The 17,157-nt window shown below is 73.0% G+C and carries 16 protein-coding genes; 7 read left to right on the forward strand and 9 right to left on the reverse strand.

The features are described from left to right. Window positions 1-22 precede the first annotated feature (22 nt). Window positions 23-712: a DUF4190 domain-containing protein gene (locus RND61_RS17370; protein WP_315878890.1), complete on the reverse strand. Its 690-nt coding sequence runs from the start codon at window positions 710-712 to the stop codon at window positions 23-25. 87 nt (window positions 713-799) lie between these two features. Here RND61_RS17370 and RND61_RS17375 point away from each other — a divergent pair, with 87 nt between their 5' ends. The 3 genes from RND61_RS17375 to RND61_RS17385 are packed head-to-tail and all read left to right on the forward strand — an operon-like array spanning window position 800 to window position 3,338. Beyond that, entirely contained in the window at window positions 800-1,825 is a 1,026-nt protein-coding gene (locus RND61_RS17375) for an adenosine deaminase (RefSeq protein ID WP_315878891.1), read from the forward strand. A 26-nt stretch (window positions 1,826-1,851) separates the two neighbouring features. Then, window positions 1,852-2,544, forward strand: coding sequence for a glycerophosphodiester phosphodiesterase (locus RND61_RS17380; protein ID WP_315878892.1), 693 nt, complete (start codon window positions 1,852-1,854; stop codon window positions 2,542-2,544). Next, window positions 2,541-3,338: an SAM-dependent methyltransferase gene (locus RND61_RS17385; protein WP_315878893.1), complete on the forward strand. Its 798-nt coding sequence runs from the start codon at window positions 2,541-2,543 to the stop codon at window positions 3,336-3,338. Before RND61_RS17380 ends, RND61_RS17385 begins: the two co-directional genes overlap by 4 nt. Before the next feature lie 229 nt (window positions 3,339-3,567). Here RND61_RS17385 and RND61_RS17390 read toward each other — a convergent pair whose 3' ends face one another. Next, on the reverse strand, window positions 3,568-4,104 hold the full coding sequence (locus RND61_RS17390) for a hypothetical protein (RefSeq protein WP_315878894.1): 537 nt from the start codon (window positions 4,102-4,104) through the stop codon (window positions 3,568-3,570). A 210-nt stretch (window positions 4,105-4,314) separates the two neighbouring features. Then, window positions 4,315-5,751, reverse strand: a complete 1,437-nt coding sequence (locus RND61_RS17395; protein ID WP_315878895.1) for a gamma-aminobutyraldehyde dehydrogenase — start codon at window positions 5,749-5,751, stop codon at window positions 4,315-4,317. A gap of 199 nt (window positions 5,752-5,950) precedes the next feature. Here RND61_RS17395 and RND61_RS17400 point away from each other — a divergent pair, with 199 nt between their 5' ends. The 4 genes from RND61_RS17400 (at window position 5,951) to RND61_RS17415 (ending at window position 9,957) form a co-directional block, all read left to right on the forward strand. Further along, window positions 5,951-6,457 (forward strand): Lrp/AsnC family transcriptional regulator, encoded by a 507-nt coding sequence (locus RND61_RS17400; protein WP_315878896.1) that lies wholly within the window; start codon window positions 5,951-5,953, stop codon window positions 6,455-6,457. After that, the gene (locus tag RND61_RS17405) at window positions 6,442-7,845 is read left to right on the forward strand and encodes an aspartate aminotransferase family protein (RefSeq protein ID WP_315878897.1); all 1,404 of its coding nucleotides are present in this window, start codon (window positions 6,442-6,444) and stop codon (window positions 7,843-7,845) included. The genes RND61_RS17400 and RND61_RS17405 overlap by 16 nt, the downstream gene beginning before the upstream one ends. 205 nt (window positions 7,846-8,050) lie before the next feature. Then, complete coding sequence (locus tag RND61_RS17410; protein WP_315878898.1) at window positions 8,051-8,779, forward strand: ABC transporter ATP-binding protein; 729 nt, start codon at window positions 8,051-8,053, stop codon at window positions 8,777-8,779. Continuing rightward, window positions 8,761-9,957: a hypothetical protein gene (locus RND61_RS17415; protein WP_315878899.1), complete on the forward strand. Its 1,197-nt coding sequence runs from the start codon at window positions 8,761-8,763 to the stop codon at window positions 9,955-9,957. Before RND61_RS17410 ends, RND61_RS17415 begins: the two co-directional genes overlap by 19 nt. A 144-nt stretch (window positions 9,958-10,101) precedes the next feature. Here RND61_RS17415 and RND61_RS17420 read toward each other — a convergent pair whose 3' ends face one another. The 6 genes from RND61_RS17420 to frr all read right to left on the reverse strand — a co-directional run bounded on the left by RND61_RS17420 (window position 10,102) and on the right by frr (window position 17,124). Beyond that, on the reverse strand, window positions 10,102-11,127 hold the full coding sequence (locus RND61_RS17420) for an ABC transporter ATP-binding protein (RefSeq protein WP_315878900.1): 1,026 nt from the start codon (window positions 11,125-11,127) through the stop codon (window positions 10,102-10,104). 2 nt (window positions 11,128-11,129) lie between these two features. Next, window positions 11,130-12,842: an ABC transporter permease gene (locus RND61_RS17425; protein ID WP_391653624.1), complete on the reverse strand. Its 1,713-nt coding sequence runs from the start codon at window positions 12,840-12,842 to the stop codon at window positions 11,130-11,132. Further along, window positions 12,818-13,930 carry a thiamine ABC transporter substrate-binding protein gene (locus RND61_RS17430; protein ID WP_315878901.1) on the reverse strand — a complete coding sequence of 371 codons (1,113 nt, stop codon included), beginning with the start codon at window positions 13,928-13,930 and terminating at the stop codon, window positions 12,818-12,820. Before RND61_RS17430 ends, RND61_RS17425 begins: the two co-directional genes overlap by 25 nt. 224 nt (window positions 13,931-14,154) lie before the next feature. Further along, complete coding sequence (rlmN, locus tag RND61_RS17435; protein WP_315878902.1) at window positions 14,155-15,267, reverse strand: 23S rRNA (adenine(2503)-C(2))-methyltransferase RlmN; 1,113 nt, start codon at window positions 15,265-15,267, stop codon at window positions 14,155-14,157. A gap of 166 nt (window positions 15,268-15,433) precedes the next feature. Next, window positions 15,434-16,567: a phosphatidate cytidylyltransferase gene (locus tag RND61_RS17440; protein WP_315878903.1), complete on the reverse strand. Its 1,134-nt coding sequence runs from the start codon at window positions 16,565-16,567 to the stop codon at window positions 15,434-15,436. Continuing rightward, on the reverse strand, window positions 16,567-17,124 hold the full coding sequence (gene frr, locus RND61_RS17445; protein ID WP_315878904.1) for a ribosome recycling factor: 558 nt from the start codon (window positions 17,122-17,124) through the stop codon (window positions 16,567-16,569). Before frr ends, RND61_RS17440 begins: the two co-directional genes overlap by 1 nt. Between the last annotated feature and the right edge of the window lie 33 nt (window positions 17,125-17,157).

Genomic DNA, 17,157 nt, shown 5'->3' on the forward strand with positions numbered 1-17,157 from the left:
GGCCCATCGTAGGGCCCGACGATCACCTCGGGGCCGGGGTCCCCGGATCCGTGACGACCAGGGAGGTGGCGTACGGGTCGTCGTGGTTGCCGCCGTCGTCCTCGTGGTTCACGCCCTGGACGATCGCCCAGATCATGAGGCCCAGGACCACGGCGCCGAGCACGATGCCGACCGCGCCGGTGACGATGCCCGCCGTGGCCATGCCGCCGTTGTTCGCCTCGCCCCGCTGCACGCGCTTGCGGCCGATGATGCCGAAGACCAGGGCGAGGATGCCCAGAACAACGCCGAGGCCGTACAGGAAGCAGGTCACGAGCGAGACGATGCCGATGACCATGGACGCGATGCCCAGCCCGTTCGCCGGGCCGGGGCCCCACGCGCCGGCGCCGCCGTACGTCCCGTACGAACCGGGGTAGCCCGCCGGCGCCGGGTAGCCGTAGCCGCCCTGGGCGCCCGGAGCGGGCGCGGCGCCCGGCGCCGGGTAGCCGTACGGGCCGGGGGCGGGCTGGGCGGGTCCGCCGGGCGCGACCGGGGGCGGCGGCAGTCGGTCGCCCTGGGGGGGGCCGAAGCCGTCGGTGGGCATCGACGTCACCGTCGGCTGGTCGTGCGGCCCGGACGCCGGCGACGCGGCCTTGCCCAGGTCGATCCCCGGCAACTGGGCCGGCCGGCTCTCCGGCGGCGCCCAGGGGTCGTTCCGCTCGCTGTTCTCTGACATGAGGCTCCCCCATCGTGTCCGAACATGCTAACGACCCGCCTACGATGATCCGTGACCAGGGACGGCCCACACGCACGGAGGACACCGATGACCGATCTGCGCCCCTTCATCGCGGGCTTGCCCAAGGCGGAGCTGCACGTCCACCACGTCGGCTCGGCCTCGCCCCGCATCGTCTCGGAGCTGGCCGCCCGCCACCCCGACTCGAAGGTGCCCACGGACCCCGAGGCGCTGGTGGACTACTTCACCTTCACCGACTTCGCGCACTTCGTCGAGGTCTACCTGTCGGTCGTCGATCTGGTCCGCACCCCCGAGGACGTCCGGCTGCTGACCTACGAGATCGCCCGCGACATGGCGCGGCAGAACATCCGGTACGCGGAGTTGACGATCACGCCGTACAGCTCGGTGCGGCGCGGGATCGACGAGAAGGCGTTCATGGCGGCCATCGAGGACGCCCGCACCGCCGCCGAGACCGAGCTGGGCGTGATCCTGCGCTGGTGCTTCGACATCCCCGGCGAGGCCGGTCTGGAGTCCGCCGAGGAGACCACCCGCCTCGCCGTGGACCTGCGGCCCGAGGGGCTCGTGTCGTTCGGCCTCGGCGGGCCGGAGATCGGAGTGCCGCGCCCGCAGTTCAAGCCGTACTTCGACCGGGCCATCGCCGCCGGCCTGCACTCCGTGCCGCACGCCGGCGAGACGACCGGCCCGCAGACCGTCTGGGACGCGCTGACCCACCTGCGCGCCGAGCGCATCGGCCACGGCACGAGCGCCGCGCAGGACCCGGCGCTCCTCGCGCACCTCGCCGAGCACCGCATCGCCCTGGAGGTCTGCCCCACCTCCAACATCGCCACCCGCGCCGTCCCCGACCTCGACCGGCACCCCATCAGGGAGATGGTGGCCGCCGGGGTCCTCGTCACGATCAACTCCGACGACCCGCCGATGTTCGGCACCGACCTGAACACCGAGTACGGGGTCGCCGCCCGCCTCCTCGGACTCGACGAGCGGGGGGTCGCCGCCCTCGCGAAGAACGCCGTCGAGGCGTCCTTCCTGGACCCGGCCGGCAAGGCCCGGATCACCGGGGAGATCGACGCGTACACGGAGCAGTGGCTCGCGCTCTGACCCGCCCGGCGCCGACAATGGGTCACATGCGCACCGTCACCGCCGTGGGGCACCGGGGCGACCCGTACCGGGTCCGTGAGAACACGGTCGCGTCGATCCGCTCGGCGCTGGCCCGCGGCGCGGACGCCGTGGAGATCGACGTACGGCTCACCTGGGACGGCGTCCCGGTCCTCCTCCACGACGACACGCTGCGGCGGCTCTGGCGCGTCGACCGGCCGCTCGCCGCGCTCGGCTTCGCCGAGGTGCGGGAGCGGACCGGTCCGGAGGGCGTGCCGACGCTGCACGAGGCGCTGGCCGCGGCGGCTCCGCACCGCGTGATGATCGACCTGCCCGGCGCCACCGAGGCGTCCGTGCGCGCCGTCGTCGGCGCCGTCCACGAGTGCGACGCGGAGGACCGGGTCTTCTACTGTTCCAGCGCGCCCGCCATGCTGCTCGTCCGCGCCGCCGACCCGGCCGCCGAACTGGCCCTGACGTGGACGACGCTCGCGCCGGTCCGCCCCGTGCTCCTGGACGCGCTGGCCCCGCGCTGGCTCAACTACCGCTTCGGGTTGGTGAGCAGGGCGCTGGCGGACCGCGTCCACCGCGACGGGCTGCTCGTCTCCGCGTGGACGGCCGACACGCGCAGGACCATGCGTAAGCTGATCGCCAACGGGGTGGACTCGATCACCACCAACCGCGTGGACACGCTCAACGCCGTACTGACGGGAGCCCGTACGTGACGTCCGACCACATCGACCGGATCCGCACCGACGTCGCACACAACGCACGCGTGTGGAACTACTGGCTCGGCGGCAAGGACAACTACCCCGTCGACCGCGTCGTCGGCGACCGGGTCGCCTCGCTCCACCCGAGCATCGGCGAAGTCGCCCGCGCCGACCGGGCGTTCCTCGGCCGCGCGGTGACGCACCTCGCGGCGGAGGCCGGCATCCGGCAGTTCCTGGACATCGGCACCGGCCTGCCGACCGCGGACAACACCCACGAGGTCGCCCAGCGCGTCGCCCCCGACGCGCGGATCGTGTACGTCGACAACGACCCGATCGTGCTCACCCACGCGCGCGCCCTGCTCACCGGCTCGCCCGAGGGCGCCACGGAGTACGTCGACGCGGACGCCCACCGCCCGGAGGCCATCCTCGACGCGGTGGCGCCGACCCTGGACCTGGGGCGGCCGGTGGCCGTGATGATGCTCGGCATCCTCAACTTCGTCCTCGACACGGACGAGGCCCGGCGGATCGTCCGGACCCTGATGGCCGCCGTCCCGTCCGGCAGCCACCTGGTGCTGACCCACCCGACGACCGACCCGGAGCTGGGCGGCGAGGGCAACGTGGAGGCGATGGCGTTCTGGAACGCCAACGCCACGCCGCCCATCACCGCCCGCAGCCGCGAGGAGTTCGCGTCGTTCCTCGACGGACTGGAGGTCCTGGAGCCGGGCATCGTGTCCTGCGCCAACTGGCGGCCCCGGCCCGGGCAGGGGGGCGTGGTCGCCCAGTTCGGCGCCGTGGCCCGCAAGCCTTGACGGGCGTACGGGCGTACGGGCTCACAGGATCACGGCGCCGGCGGCGGGCGGGTCCCGTGGCGCGGGCCGGACAGCCGCCGGGGACGGCGCGGTCGGCGCGGGGCGGGCGCCTGCCGGGGGACGGCGCGGTCGGCGCGGGCCGCCCGGGGCCCGTCCGGTGCCCCGGTGCGCTCGGCCGGCTCCCCCGGCGCCGAGGGTCGGGAGGCGGGCCCGGTGACCGGCCGCCGGATCACACGGGCAGCGTTCGGCGTACCGTCATGACCGGTTCCGTCAGGGCTTCCAGCCGCTTGATCTGACGGCGCACCACCAGCAGCGGGACCACCCCGAACACCCCGAACGACATGTCGATCAGCGACCACCAGACGGGGATGTCGCGGATCGGGCCGCAGATCAGGGCGAGCGGGACGATCCCGGCGCAGGCGATCATCCCGAAGTCGACCACCCAGACGTTGCGTACGGGGTCGCGGTACGGGCCGTAGAAGGCGACCGCGATGACGAGGTGCGCGAAGGCCAGCCAGTCCGTGCCGTAGAGCAGGAACGGGTACCGGGAGTCGGCGGTGTCCAGGCCGGCGCGGACGCGCTCGATCCACTCCAGCAGACCGGGGAAGGCGTCGGCGACGGGCGACGCCCAGCCGGTCAGCGCGTCGTGGGCCAGGCGCATCTCGGTGACGAGCGGGAAGGCGGTCGCCCCGCTCAGCACCAGGCAGACGATGAAGAACACCAACCACACACGGATCCGCCTCAGAAGGGCGTTCTGCTCGGTCATGTCCGCAGCGTACGCCCGTGTTCACCGCCCCTTCGCCGGAGCCCGGCGGCCTTCCGCGCGAGCGTGTGCGGGAGGACGGCGGCGACCGCGGCCCGGACGGGGCGGGACCGCCCGCACCGGGGGAACGACCGTCCGCGGAAACGACCGTCCGCGGAAACGCCCGGAGGGCGGCCCCCCGCACGGGTCCGCCCTCCGGTCGGTCGCGAAGCGTCAGCTCAGCGAGGTCATCACGTGCTTGATGCGCGTGTAGTCCTCGAAGCCGTACGCCGACAGGTCCTTGCCGTAGCCGGACTTCTTGAAGCCGCCGTGCGGCATCTCGGCGACCAGCGGGATGTGGGTGTTGATCCAGACGCAGCCGAAGTCGAGGGCCTTGGACATGCGCATCGCGCGCGCGTGGTCCTTGGTCCAGACGGAGGAGGCGAGGGCGTACTCGACGCCGTTCGCGTACTCCAGCGCCTGCTCCTCGTCGCGGAACGACTGGACGGTGATGACGGGGCCGAAGACCTCGTTCTGGATGATCTCGTCGTCCTGCTTGAGGCCGGAGACGACGGTCGGCGCGTAGAAGTAGCCCTTCTCGCCGACGCGGTGGCCGCCCGCCTCCACCTTGGCGTGGGCCGGGAGGCGGTCGATGAAGCCGCTGACCTGCTTGAGCTGGTTGGCGTTGTTGAGCGGGCCGTACAGCGCGTCCTCGTCCTCGGGCGCGCCGGTCCTCGTGCCGGCGGCGGCCTTGGCGAGGGCGGCGACGAACTCGTCGTGGATCGACTCGTGGACCAGGACGCGGGTGGCGGCCGTGCAGTCCTGGCCGGCGTTGAAGAAGCCGGCGACGGAGATGTCCTCGACGGCCTTCTCGATGTCGACGTCCTCGAAGACGACGACCGGGGCCTTGCCGCCCAGCTCCAGGTGGACGCGCTTGACGTCCTTGGCGGCCGACTCGGCGACCTGCATGCCGGCGCGTACGGAACCGGTGATGGAGGCCATCGCCGGGACCGGGTGCTCGACCATCGCCCGGCCGGTGTCGCGATCGCCGCAGATGACGTTGAAGACGCCCTTGGGCAGGACCGTCCCCATGATCTCGGCGATCAGGACCGTCGAGGCGGGCGTCGTGTCGGACGGCTTGAGGACGACGGTGTTGCCCGCGGCGAGGGCCGGGGCGAACTTCCACACGGCCATCATCATCGGGTAGTTCCACGGCGCGACCTGGGCGCAGACGCCGATCGGCTCGCGGCGGACGATGGAGGTCATGCCCTCCATGTACTCGCCCGCGGAGCGGCCCTCCAGCAGCCGCGCGGCGCCGGCGAAGAAGCGGATCTGGTCCACCATCGGGGGCAGTTCCTCGGTCCGCGTGAGGCCGAAGGGCTTGCCGGTGTTCTCGCACTCGGCGGCGATCAGCTCCTCCGCGCGCTCCTCGAACGCGTCCGCGATCTTCAGCAGGGCCTTCTGGCGCTCGGCCGGGGTGGCGTCCCGCCAGGCGGGGAACGCGGCGGCGGCGGCCTCCATGGCGGCGTCCACGTCGGCCGGGCCCGAGAGCGGAGAGGTGGCGTAGACCTCCCCGGTGGCGGGGTTGACGACGTCGATGGTCCGTCCGTCGGCGGCATCCCGGAACTCGCCGTTGATGTAGTTGCGCAGACGACGCAGTTCGGTGGTCACGTGGCCACCCTCCTGTCGATTTCGGTGTCCGTGGTCACCCTCCGGCCCGGTGGTGCTGTCCGGTGGGTGAGACACCCAGCCTAGTCGCTGATGCCACGCTTTCGACAGGCCCGACGCTCCAGAACTTCGGATTCAGTGAGATCGACAACCACAAACAACGGATTCCGCTATTCTGAGGTTGCGAAACCGACGGGTCTCGGTGCAGAGTGAAGGTGTGGCCAGTCGAAGCGCAGACTCCAGGACCAACAGTGGATCGTCCCCCGCGATCGACGCCGTGTCCCTGGCGATCATCGAACAGCTCCAGGAGGACGGGCGCCGTCCCTACGCCGCCATCGGCAAGGCCGTGGGCCTGTCGGAGGCGGCCGTGCGGCAGCGCGTCCAGAAGCTCCTCGACCAGAACGTGATGCAGATCGTCGCCGTCACCGACCCGCTCACCGTGGGCTTCCGGCGGCAGGCGATGCTCGGCATCAACGTCGAGGGCGACGTGGACCCGGTGGCCGACGCGCTGACCGCCATGCCCGAGTGCGAGTACGTGGTGATGACCGCGGGCTCGTTCGACCTGATGGTGGAGGTCGTCTGCGAGGACGACGCCCACCTGCTGGATGTGATCAACAAGCGCATCCGCACCCTCCCCGGCGTGCGCTCCACCGAGAGCTTCGTCTACCTCAAGCTCAAGAAGCAGACCTACATGTGGGGAACCCGATAGCCGTGAGCAACTCCCGCAGCGACCTGTCAAAGTCCGCCTACGACCACCTGTGGATGCACTTCACCCGCATGTCGTCGTACGAGAACAGCCCCGTCCCGACCATCGTCCGCGGCGAGGGCACCTACATCTACGACGACAAGGGCAAGCGCTACCTCGACGGCCTCGCCGGCCTGTTCGTCGTCCAGGCGGGCCACGGCCGCACCGAGCTCGCCGAGACCGCGTACAAGCAGGCGCAGGAGCTCGCGTTCTTCCCCGTGTGGTCGTACGCCCACCCGCGCGCCGTCGAGCTGGCCGAGCGCCTCGCCCACCACGCCCCCGGCGACCTGAACAAGGTCTTCTTCACCACCGGCGGCGGCGAGGCGGTCGAGACCGCCTGGAAGCTGGCGAAGCAGTACTTCAAGCTCGTCGGCAAGCCGACCAAGCACAAGGTGATATCCCGCGCCGTCGCCTACCACGGCACGCCGCAGGGCGCCCTGTCCATCACCGGCCTGCCGGGCCTGAAGGCCCCCTTCGAGCCGCTGGTCCCCGGCGCGCACAAGGTGCCGAACACCAACATCTACCGCGCGCCCTCCTTCCTCGACGACGGTTCCGGCGTCTCCCCGGAGGCCTTCGGCCGCTGGGCCGCCGACCAGATCGAGCAGCAGATCCTCTTCGAGGGCCCGGACACCGTCGCCGCGGTCTTCCTGGAGCCGGTGCAGAACGCCGGCGGCTGCTTCCCGCCGCCGCCCGGGTACTTCCAGCGGGTCCGCGAGATCTGCGACCGGTACGACGTGCTGCTCGTCTCCGACGAGGTCATCTGCGCCTTCGGCCGCCTCGGCACGATGTTCGCCTGCGACAAGTTCGACTACGTGCCGGACATGATCACCTGCGCCAAGGGCATGACCTCGGGCTACTCCCCGATCGGCGCGTGCATCATCTCCGACCGCCTCGCCGAGCCGTTCTACAAGGGCGACAACACGTTCCTGCACGGCTACACCTTCGGCGGCCACCCGGTCTCCGCGGCCGTCGGCCTCGCCAACCTCGACATCTTCGAGCGCGAGAACCTCAACCAGCACGTCCTGGACAACGAGGGCGCGTTCCGCGCGACGCTGGAGAAGCTGCACGACCTGCCGATCGTCGGCGACGTGCGCGGCAACGGCTTCTTCTACGGCATCGAGCTCGTGAAGGACAAGCACACCAAGGAGTCCTTCAACGAGGAGGAGACCGAGCGCGTCCTGTACGGCTTCCTCTCCAAGGCGCTGTTCGACAACGGGCTGTACTGCCGCGCCGACGACCGCGGCGACCCGGTCGTCCAGCTCGCCCCGCCGCTGGTCTCCGACCAGTCGACGTTCGACGAGATCGAGCAGATCCTCCGGGCCACCCTCACCGAGGCCTGGACCAAGCTCTGACCGGTCGACCGATCGGACTTGCCCTGGCCGATCGGGCCGTACGTCGGCCGGCCGCGGCCCGGATTCACCCATGCGGGTGCATCCGGGCCGCGGCCGTTTCCCGTTACGGTGCCATCCCGTTGGGGCCCGCCGAGCCGCGTGTTATGTTCCGACCGGTTCGGGGGGACTCCAGAAGGCTCCGAGCTGATCCGATGGGATGAGAGACATGGTGGCCCCGCCCGACAACGACGTGCTGTGGGCGCGTTCCCTGCACCACACGCACAACGGCTCCCCCGCACTCAGCGGCGTCTCGCTCGGCGTTCGCGAGGGCGAGATCCTCGCCGTCCACGGCCCGCGCGGGTGCGGAAAAACGACACTGCTGCGCTGTCTCGCCGGCCAGACCGCCCCCCAGGAGGGCGAGGTCTGGTTCAACAGTGCCCCCGTCCACACCATGAGCCCGTTCCAGCGGGAACGGCTCCGCCGCGACCGGTTCGCCTGGATCGACCCGGAGCCCACCCTCGTGCCCGAGCTCACCGCCTGGGAGAACGCCGCCCTGCCCCTGCTGCTGCGCGGCACCCCCCGCCGGGCCGCCAAGGCCGCCGCCCTCGAATGGCTGGAGCGGCTCGACATCGGCGCCTGCGCCAAGCGGCGACCTCGCGCCCTGCTCCAGGCGCAGCGCCAGCGCGTCGCCGTCGCCCGCGCGCTCGCCGCCGAGCCCGCCGTCCTCTTCGCCGACGAGCCCACCGCCACCCTGCACAGCGCGGAGGGCGCACAGGTGCTGCGCACCCTGACCGCCGCGGCGCGCTCGCACCGCATCACCGTCGTCCTCGCCACGTACGACACGCAGGTCGCCGCCCTCGCCGACCGTGTCGTCGCCCTGCTCGACGGACGGCGCGTCAACGCCCCGAGGACCGCCGAGGTGGAGGGGCGCGACGCGTGCTCGCTCTCCGTCTAGCCCGCGGCGCCCACCCCTTCCTCCTACTGCGGCTGCTGGTCGCCGCGGCGTCGGCGGGGGCGGGCTTCCTGCTGCTGTGCGCCCTCGGGCACGCCGTGGCGCACCCCGACCGGCCGTCCGCCTCCGTGCTCCGGCTCGCCTGGTGCGCCCTGCCGCTCGCCGCCGCCGTGCACCTGGCGGTCGCCGTGGCGCGCACCGACCCGAGCACCCGCCCCCGGCCCGGGCTCTCCTCCATCGGGCTCGGCCCGGCCCGGCTGACCGCCATCGCGGCGGCGTCGACCGCCGCCGCCTGCACGCTCGGCTCGGTGCTCGCGCTCCTCGTCTCCCTGCACCTGCGCGGCGGCCTGCCCGGTCTCCCGTTCGGCGGGGCCGGCGCCGACCTGCTGGGCGGCGGGCGGCCCCTGCCGGTGCCCGCCGCGCTGACCCTGCTCGCGCTCGTCCCGGTCGTCGCGTCCACCGCCGTCGCGCTGGTCCTGCGCCCCGGCCGGGAGCGCACCGGCGGGCGGCGGGCCGCCACCGGAGCGGACGCCGACGCCGCGCCCCCCGCCGCCCGCGACCCGTTCGACTCGGTGACCGCGCCGGCCGGCCTGCCCTGGGGCGTCGCCCTCATGGCGGCGGGCCTGGCGCTGGAGCTGTACGGGGTGCGCGGCACGGGCGACGCGCTGCCGCTGCCGGGCGGCGTGCCCGGCAGCCCCGTCCCCGCCCTGGCCGGCTGGGCCCTGGCCACCCTGGGCCTCGCCGTGACCGGACCGGGCCTCACCCACCTGTGCGGACGGCTCCTCCAGGCGTACCGGCCGGGCGCGGCGCGGCTCCTCGCCGGCCGCGCGCTGATGGACGAGTCCCGCCGCGTCGGCCGGCCCCTCGGCGTGCTGTGCGCGGTCGTCTCCGCGGGGATCGCGGCGAACACCCTGTACGCGCAGGCCGACACCCGGCCCTTCGGCCCGCTGTCCGGACTCGGCGCGACCCTCGTCCTGGCGTGTGCGTCGGCCGCGCTGCTCACCGCCGCCGTGGAGACCCGGCAGCGCCGGGCCGGCACGGCCGCCGCCCTGCTCCGCCTCGGCGCCCCGGCGGGCCTGCTCCGCTCGGCCGCGCTGCTGCGCGCGGCGACCCTGCTCGCCGCCTTCGCCCCGCTGACCTGGCTGGTGGCCGCGCTGACGGCGCTCCCCCTGCGTCCCTGACACGGTGGGCCCCGAGAGGCGGGGACCACGCCCCGTGGGGGGGCGGTCGTCGCGTACCAGGGCTCCTCGGCGTACGGGACGGCGCCGGGGCGCGACGGAGGCGTACCCGGCGCGGACCACGCCGCCCGTGCGCGGTGCCGCCCGTCAGCCGAGGACGACGACCTCGTCCGGGGCGAACGTGGCGCCCACCGCCGCGCCCTGGTCCGGGGCGTCCCGCAGGGCGCACTCGGCCTCCAGCACGGGGGCGTCCGCGTCGGCGGGCCGCAGCAGGACCGCCACGTGGTGGCCGCGGAACGTGCGCCCCTCGACCGTGCACCGCAGCCCGTGGGCGGGGTCCCCGAGCCGTACGCCGGCGGGCCGCACCAGCAGCCGGGCGGCGCCCCGCGGGGTGCCGGGCGGAACGGGGACCCTGCCCCACACGGTGTCGGCGGCGTCGCCGCTCACGGTCGCGGCGACCACGTTGTCGAAGCCGAGGAACCGCGCGACGAACTCGGAGGCGGGGCGCTGCCACACCTCCAGCGGCGTGCCCGCCTGTGCGATCCTGCCCTCGTGCATGACGACGACCCGGTCGGCGAGGGCGAACGCCTCGGCCTGGTCGTGCGTGACGGCCAGCACGGTCGTGCCGAGCCGGCCGAACAGGCCGCGCAGCTCGGTGACCAGCCGCTCGCGCAGCCCCCGGTCGAGCTGGCCGAGCGGCTCGTCCAGCATCAGCAGCCGCGGGCTGGGGGCGAGCGCCCGGGCGAGGGCGACGCGCTGCTGCTCACCGCCGGACAGGGCGGCGACGGACCGGCGCCCGGCGCCCGGCAGGCCGACGAGGTCCAGCAGTTCCGCCACCCGCGCGGCCCGCTCGGCGCGGGGCACGCCGCGCATCCGCAGCCCGAACGCGACGTTCCCGGCCACGTCCCGCTGCGGGAACAACTGGTGGTCCTGGAACATCAGGCCCACCCCGCGCCGGTGCACGGGCACGCGGGCCTGGTCGGCGCCGGCCAGGAGGACCCGGCCCGCGTCGGCCCGCTGGAGTCCGGCGACGACCCGCAGCAGGGTCGACTTGCCGCTGCCGCTCGGCCCGAGGACGCAGACGATCTCGTGCTCGTCGACCGACAGGTCCACCGCGTCGAGGGCCGTGCGGGCGCCGAAGCGCACGGTGACGCCGTCCAGGTGAAGCAGCATCGTCAGAACTCCCCCCCGCGGTCCGTGCGGACGCGTTCGAGCAGCAGGAGCGCGGTCGCGCACACCGCCATCAGGATCGTGGACAGGGCCATCGCCTGGCCGTAGTTGAGCTCGCCGGGCCGGCCGAGCAGCCGCGCCACGGCCACCGGCAGCGTCGGGTGGTCGGCGCGGGCGATGAACACGGTCGCGCCGAACTCGCCGAGCGACACGGCGAACGCGAACCCGGCCGCGACGAGCAGCGCCCGCCGCACCATCGGCAGGTCCACCTCCCGCCACGCCCGCAGCGGCGACGCCCCGAGCACCGCCGCCGCCTCCCGCAGCCGCGCGTCGACCGCGCGCAGGACGGGCAGCATCGTCCGTACGACGAAGGGCACCCCGACCAGGGCCTGGGCGAGCGGCACCAGCATCCACGACGAGCGCAGGTCCAGCGGCGGCTCGTCCAACGCGACGAGGAAACCGAAGCCCACGGTGACGGCGGACACGCCGAGCGGCAGCATCAGCAGCGCGTCGAACGCGCGCACCAGGCGGCCGGCCCGCCGGGTGAGGGCCGCCGCCGCGAGCCCGCCGACGACGACGGCGATCGCGGTCGCGGCGAGCGCGAACCGGAGGGAGTTCCCGACGGCCTCCAGCGGCGGGACGGCGAACGTGCCGCCGCTCGCCTCCACCGAGCGCAGCGCCCGGTAGAAGCCCAGGCCGCCGGAGGCGTCGAGGGACCGGGCGACGAGCACGCCGAGCGGCAGCAGGAGCAGCAGCGCGATCGAGGCGAGGACCCCGCCGAGCAGCGCCCACTGCCCGGCGCCGCGCGGCCGGTGCGCGGTGCCCGCCGGGTCGACGAGCCGCAGCGCGGTCTCCCGGCGCCGCACGGTCCAGGCGTGCACGGCGAGGACGGCGGCGACGGCGGCGAACTGGACGAGGGTGAGGACGGCGGCGGTCGGCAGGTCCAGGAGCTGCGCGGTCTGCCGGTAGATCTCCGCCTCCAGCGTGCGGTACGCGGGTCCGCCGAGGATCACGACGATGCCGAAGGAGGTGTACGTGAAGAGGAACACCATCAGCCCGGCGGCGGCCACCGCCGGGCCGAGCGCGGGCAGCGTCACCCGCCGCCAGGCGGCGAGGCGGGACGCGCCCAGGACCCGCGCGGCCTCCTCCTGCCGGGGGTCGAGCTGCGCCCACAGCCCGCCCACGGTGCGGACGACGACGGCGTAGTTGAAGAAGACGTGCGCGAGGAGGATCGCCCAGACGGTCGTGTCGAGGCGGACGCCCCACAGCCCGTCGAGGAGCCCGCCGCGCCCCAGGAGCGCCAGGAACGCGGTGCCCACGACCACGGTCGGCAGCACGAACGGCACGGTGACCACCGCCCGCAGCACCTGCTTGCCGGGGAAGTCGAAGCGGGCGAAGACGTACGCGCCGGGGAGCGCCACGAGGAGGGTGAGCGCGGTGGAGGCGAGCGCCTGCCAGGTGGTGAACCACAGGACGTCGAGGACGTCCGGGCGGGCCAGCACCTCGCCGAGCCGGCCGGGCCGCCAACCCTCGTCCGTCCTCAGGCCGCGCCCGACGATCGTGGCGACGGGGTAGGCGAAGAAGACGGCGAAGAACGCGGCGGGCAGTACGACGAGCGCACCGCGCACCGCGCCGCCCCGCGCGCGTGCCGCGCGGGCGGCACCCGCCGGGGCGTCCCCCTCCGGGCGGCCGTCTACTTCAGGACGAGCGAGGACCACGTCTGGATCCACTGGTCGCGGTTCTCGGCGATCTTCTCGGGGGCCATGGTCAGCGGCTCGTCGATCACGACGCCGTGCCGGGTGAACAGCTCGGGCAGCTTCGCGTCCTTCGCGACCGGGTGCACGAACATGTTCAGCGGCATGTCCTCCTGGAACTTCTTTCCGACCATGAAGTCGAGGAGGGCCTTGCCGCCCTCCGGGTTGCCGGCGCCCTCGAGGAGGCCGGCGAACTCGATCTGCCGGTAGCAGGTGCCCTCGGCGACGCCGGTGGGCGCCTCGGCGGGCTTCGGGTCGCCGTACAGGACCTCGACGGGCGGGCTGGAGGCGTACGAGACGACGAGCGGCCGGTCGGCCTTGGCCTTCCTGCCGCCCGCGGAGCCGGAGAACTCCTGGTTGTAGGCGATCTCCCAGCTGTCGACGACCTTGACGCCGTTGTCCTTCAGCTTCTTCCAGTAGCCCTGCCAGCCTCCCCCGCCCGAGCCGGAGGCGCCCCCGTCGCCGTACGCGGCGGCCGTGCCGAGCAGGAAGCCGAGGCCGGGCGAGGAGCGCTCGGGGTTCTCGACGACGAGGAGGTTCCGGTAGGCGGGCTCGGCGAGGTCGTCGAAGGTCCGCGGCGGGGCGAGCTTCCTGTCGGCGAAGTACTTCTTGTCGTAGTTGACGCAGATGTCGCCGTAGTCGACGGGGGTGACGCGGTGGCGGCCCTTGTCGAGCTGGACGGCTTCGTCGACCCGGTCGAGGCCCTTCGCCTCGTACGGCTCGAAGAGGCCGTTGTCGAGGGCGCGGGAGAGGGTCGTGTTGTCGACGCCGAAGAAGACGTCGCCCTGGGGGGCGCCCTTGGTGAGGACGGCCTTGTTGACCGCCTCGACGGCGTCGCCGCTCTTGAGGACCTTGACCGTGTAGCCCGTCTCCTCGGTGAACGCCTTCAGGACGGCGTCGGAGGCGGCGAAGGAGTCGTGGCTGACGAGCGTGACGGTGCGGGACTTCACGCCGTCGGCCGTGTCGCCGGAGCCCGTGCCGCAGGCGGTGAGCGCCAGCACGCCCAGCGCGGTGGCGACCGCGCCCGCGGCGGTCTTCTTGGTGGTGCCCACTGATTCCTCCTGGGGGTGACCAGGAAGAGACGCGGCCCTGCCCGCCGCGGGCGCGGCGGGCAGGGCGCAACAGCTCGAGTAAAGACCGAACTCCCTACCCAGAATGACCTGGGCGAGGTTCAGAGGGTCTGCGGTCTGGCGGTCACCGCACTCTCAGCGCTGTGGCGCTCCCCTGTCGGAATATCCAGATGTTCGAGCTCAGAGTACAACGGGGCGGCTTTCGGTCAGCGCTCGGTGGCCGCGAGCTGGCCGCAGGCCCCGTCGATCTCCTGGCCGCGGGTGTCGCGGACGGTGACCGGGACGCCGTGCGCGGCGATGGCCTCGACGAACGCCTTCTCGTCCTCGGGCCGGGAGGCGGTCCACTTCGAGCCGGGCGTGGGGTTGAGCGGGATCAGGTTGACGTGGACCCGCTTGCCCTTGAGGAGGCGGCCGAGGAGGTCGCCGCGCCACGCCTGGTCGTTGATGTCGCGGATCAGCGCGTACTCGATGGAGACGCGGCGCCCGGACTTCTCGGCGTACTCCCACGCGGCGTCGAGGACCTCGCGGACCTTCCAGCGCGTGTTGACCGGGACGAGCGTGTCGCGCAGCTCGTCGTCCGGAGCGTGCAGCGACACGGCGAGGCGGCACTTGAAGCCCTCGTCGGCGAAGCGCAGCATCGCCGGGACGAGGCCGACCGTCGAGACCGTGATGCCCCGCTGCGACAGGCCCAGCCCGTCCGGCTCGGGGTCGGTGAGGCGGCGGATGGCGCCGACGACCCGCTTGTAGTTGGCGAGCGGCTCGCCCATGCCCATGAACACGATGTTCGACAGCCGCGCGGGGCCGCCGGGGACCTCGCCGTCGCGCAGGGCGCGCATGCCGTCGACGATCTGGTGGACGATCTCGGCGGTCGACAGGTTCCGGTCCAGACCGGCCTGGCCGGTGGCGCAGAACGGGCAGTTCATGCCGCAGCCCGCCTGCGACGAGATGCACATCGTCACGCGGTCGGGGTACCGCATGAGCACCGACTCGACGAGCGTGCCGTCGTGCAGCCGCCACAGGGTCTTGCGGGTGGTGTCGTCGTCGCACGAGATGTGCCGGACGACGCTCATCAGCTCCGGCAGCAGCTCGCCGGCGAGCTTCTCGCGGGAGGCGGCGGGGATGTCGGTCCACTCGGCGGGGTCGTGGGCGTACCGCGCGAAGTAGTGCTGGGACAGCTGCTTGGCGCGGAACGGCTTCTCTCCGATCGCGGCGACGGCCTCCCTGCGCTCGGCGGGCGTGAGGTCGGCGAGGTGCCGCGGCGGCTTCTTGGCTCCGCGGGGCGCGACGAAAGTGAGTTCGCCAGGGACGGGGCGTACCACGCGAGCAACTCCTCGTGAGGACTGAGGTCTGGGGTCCGCGTGCGCGGGGACGGCGGCAGTGCTGTGCCGGAGCCGGGAGACCTCACCGGATCTTCCCCGCGTCGGCGGGGAAGCGAAAGGGCCCGCAACCCGATGCCGCGAGCCCTTCCAGAGTACCTGCTGGCGGTCAACCCGCTCCGACGAAGATCACCAGCAGCAGCCACACGACCGGCGCCGTCGGCAGCAGGGAGTCCAGGCGGTCCATGATGCCGCCGTGGCCCGGGAGCAGGGTGCCCATGTCCTTGATGCCCAGGTCCCGCTTGATCATGGACTCGCCGAGGTCGCCCAGCGTGGCGCTGACCGCGACCGCGAGGCCCAGGAGGAGGCCCTGCCACCACGTACCGCCGTCGACGAGGAACAGCATGCACAGCGCGCCGGCGGCCATCGCGAAGGCGACCGCGCCGAAGAGGCCCTCGCGGGTCTTGCCGGGGCTGATCCGCGGCGCCAGCTTGTGCCGGCCGAAGCGCCAGCCGACCGCGTACGCGCCCGTGTCGCTGACGATGGTCAGCAGCAGGAACGTCAGCACCCGCCGCGGCCCGTCGTCCGCGGCCAGCATCAGCGCCACGAACGTCGCCAGGAACGGCACGTAGAAGGCGGCGAACACCCCGGCCGTGACGTCCTTGAGGTAGCCCTCGGGCGGCTCCGTCATCCGCCACACGAGCACCGCGAGAGCGGTCAGCGCCATCGCCACCCAGGCGCCCTCGGCACCGCGCACGTACCCGGCGACGACCATCGCCGCGCCGCCGACGGCGAGCGGGACGAGCGGCGCCCTGATGCCCTTGCGCTCCTGGAGCCGGGACGTCAGCTCCCACAGGCCGACGACGACGGCGATCGCTATGACGCCGACGAAGACGGCCTTCTGGATGAACAGCGACGCGATGATCACCGCGCCGAGGCCGACGCCGACCCCTATGGCGGCCCGGAGGTCACGCCCGGCCTGCTTCTTCTGCCGCTGCCGCTGGTGCGGCTGGTGCGGTGGGTGTGAGCGTCCCTGCGACTCGGCGGGCTCCGGTGGTTCCGAGGGCATGGGCTCCTGCGGCATCTCGTCACGGAACGGGGGACCGCTCAGCCGAGCGGTCCCCCGGTCAGGGTCGTCCTGGTCTCCGCCGGCGGGGACGTCGGGCACGATGGGCATGGGCCGAGTCTGCTGCGCGGCGTGCTCATCGTGGACGGGACCCGCCGGGGCGGCCGGAGCGTGCCCCTGGTCGGGCGGACCCCAGTGTCCGCCTCGCGGCGGGGCCCCCCAGGAAGCGTCGTTCATCAGACCTCGAGCAGCTCGGCTTCCTTGTGCTTGAGCAGCTCGTCCACCTGCGCGACGTACTTCGCGGTGGTGTCGTCGAGCTCCTTCTCCGCACGGCGGCCCTCGTCCTCACCGACTTCGCCGTCCTTGACGAACTTGTCGATGGTCTCCTTGGCCTTGCGGCGGATGGAGCGGATCGAGATCTTGGCGTCCTCGCCCTTGCCCTTGGCGACCTTGATGTACTCCCGGCGGCGCTCCTCGGTGAGCTCGGGGAAGACCACCCGGATGATGTTTCCGTCGTTGGTCGGGTTGACGCCGAGGTCGGAGTCGCGGATCGCCTGCTCGATGTTGCGCAGCGCGGTCTTGTCGAACGGGGTCACCACGGCCATGCGCGGCTCCGGCACCGAGAAGGAGGCCAGCTGGTTGATCGGCGTGAGGGCACCGTAGTAGTCGGCCACGATCTTGTTGAACATGGCCGGGTGCGCACGCCCGGTGCGGATCGCGGCGAAGTCCTCCTTGGCGACCAGGACGGCCTTCTCCATCTTCTCCTCGGCTTCGAGGAGGGTCTCTTCGATCACCACTTGCTCCTGCGTGTCTTGGGTTTGTCCCGG

The sequence above is a fragment of the Streptomyces tamarix genome, assembly GCF_032423885.1.
In the GTDB taxonomy this organism is placed as follows: Bacteria; Actinomycetota; Actinomycetes; order Streptomycetales; family Streptomycetaceae; genus Streptomyces; species Streptomyces tamarix.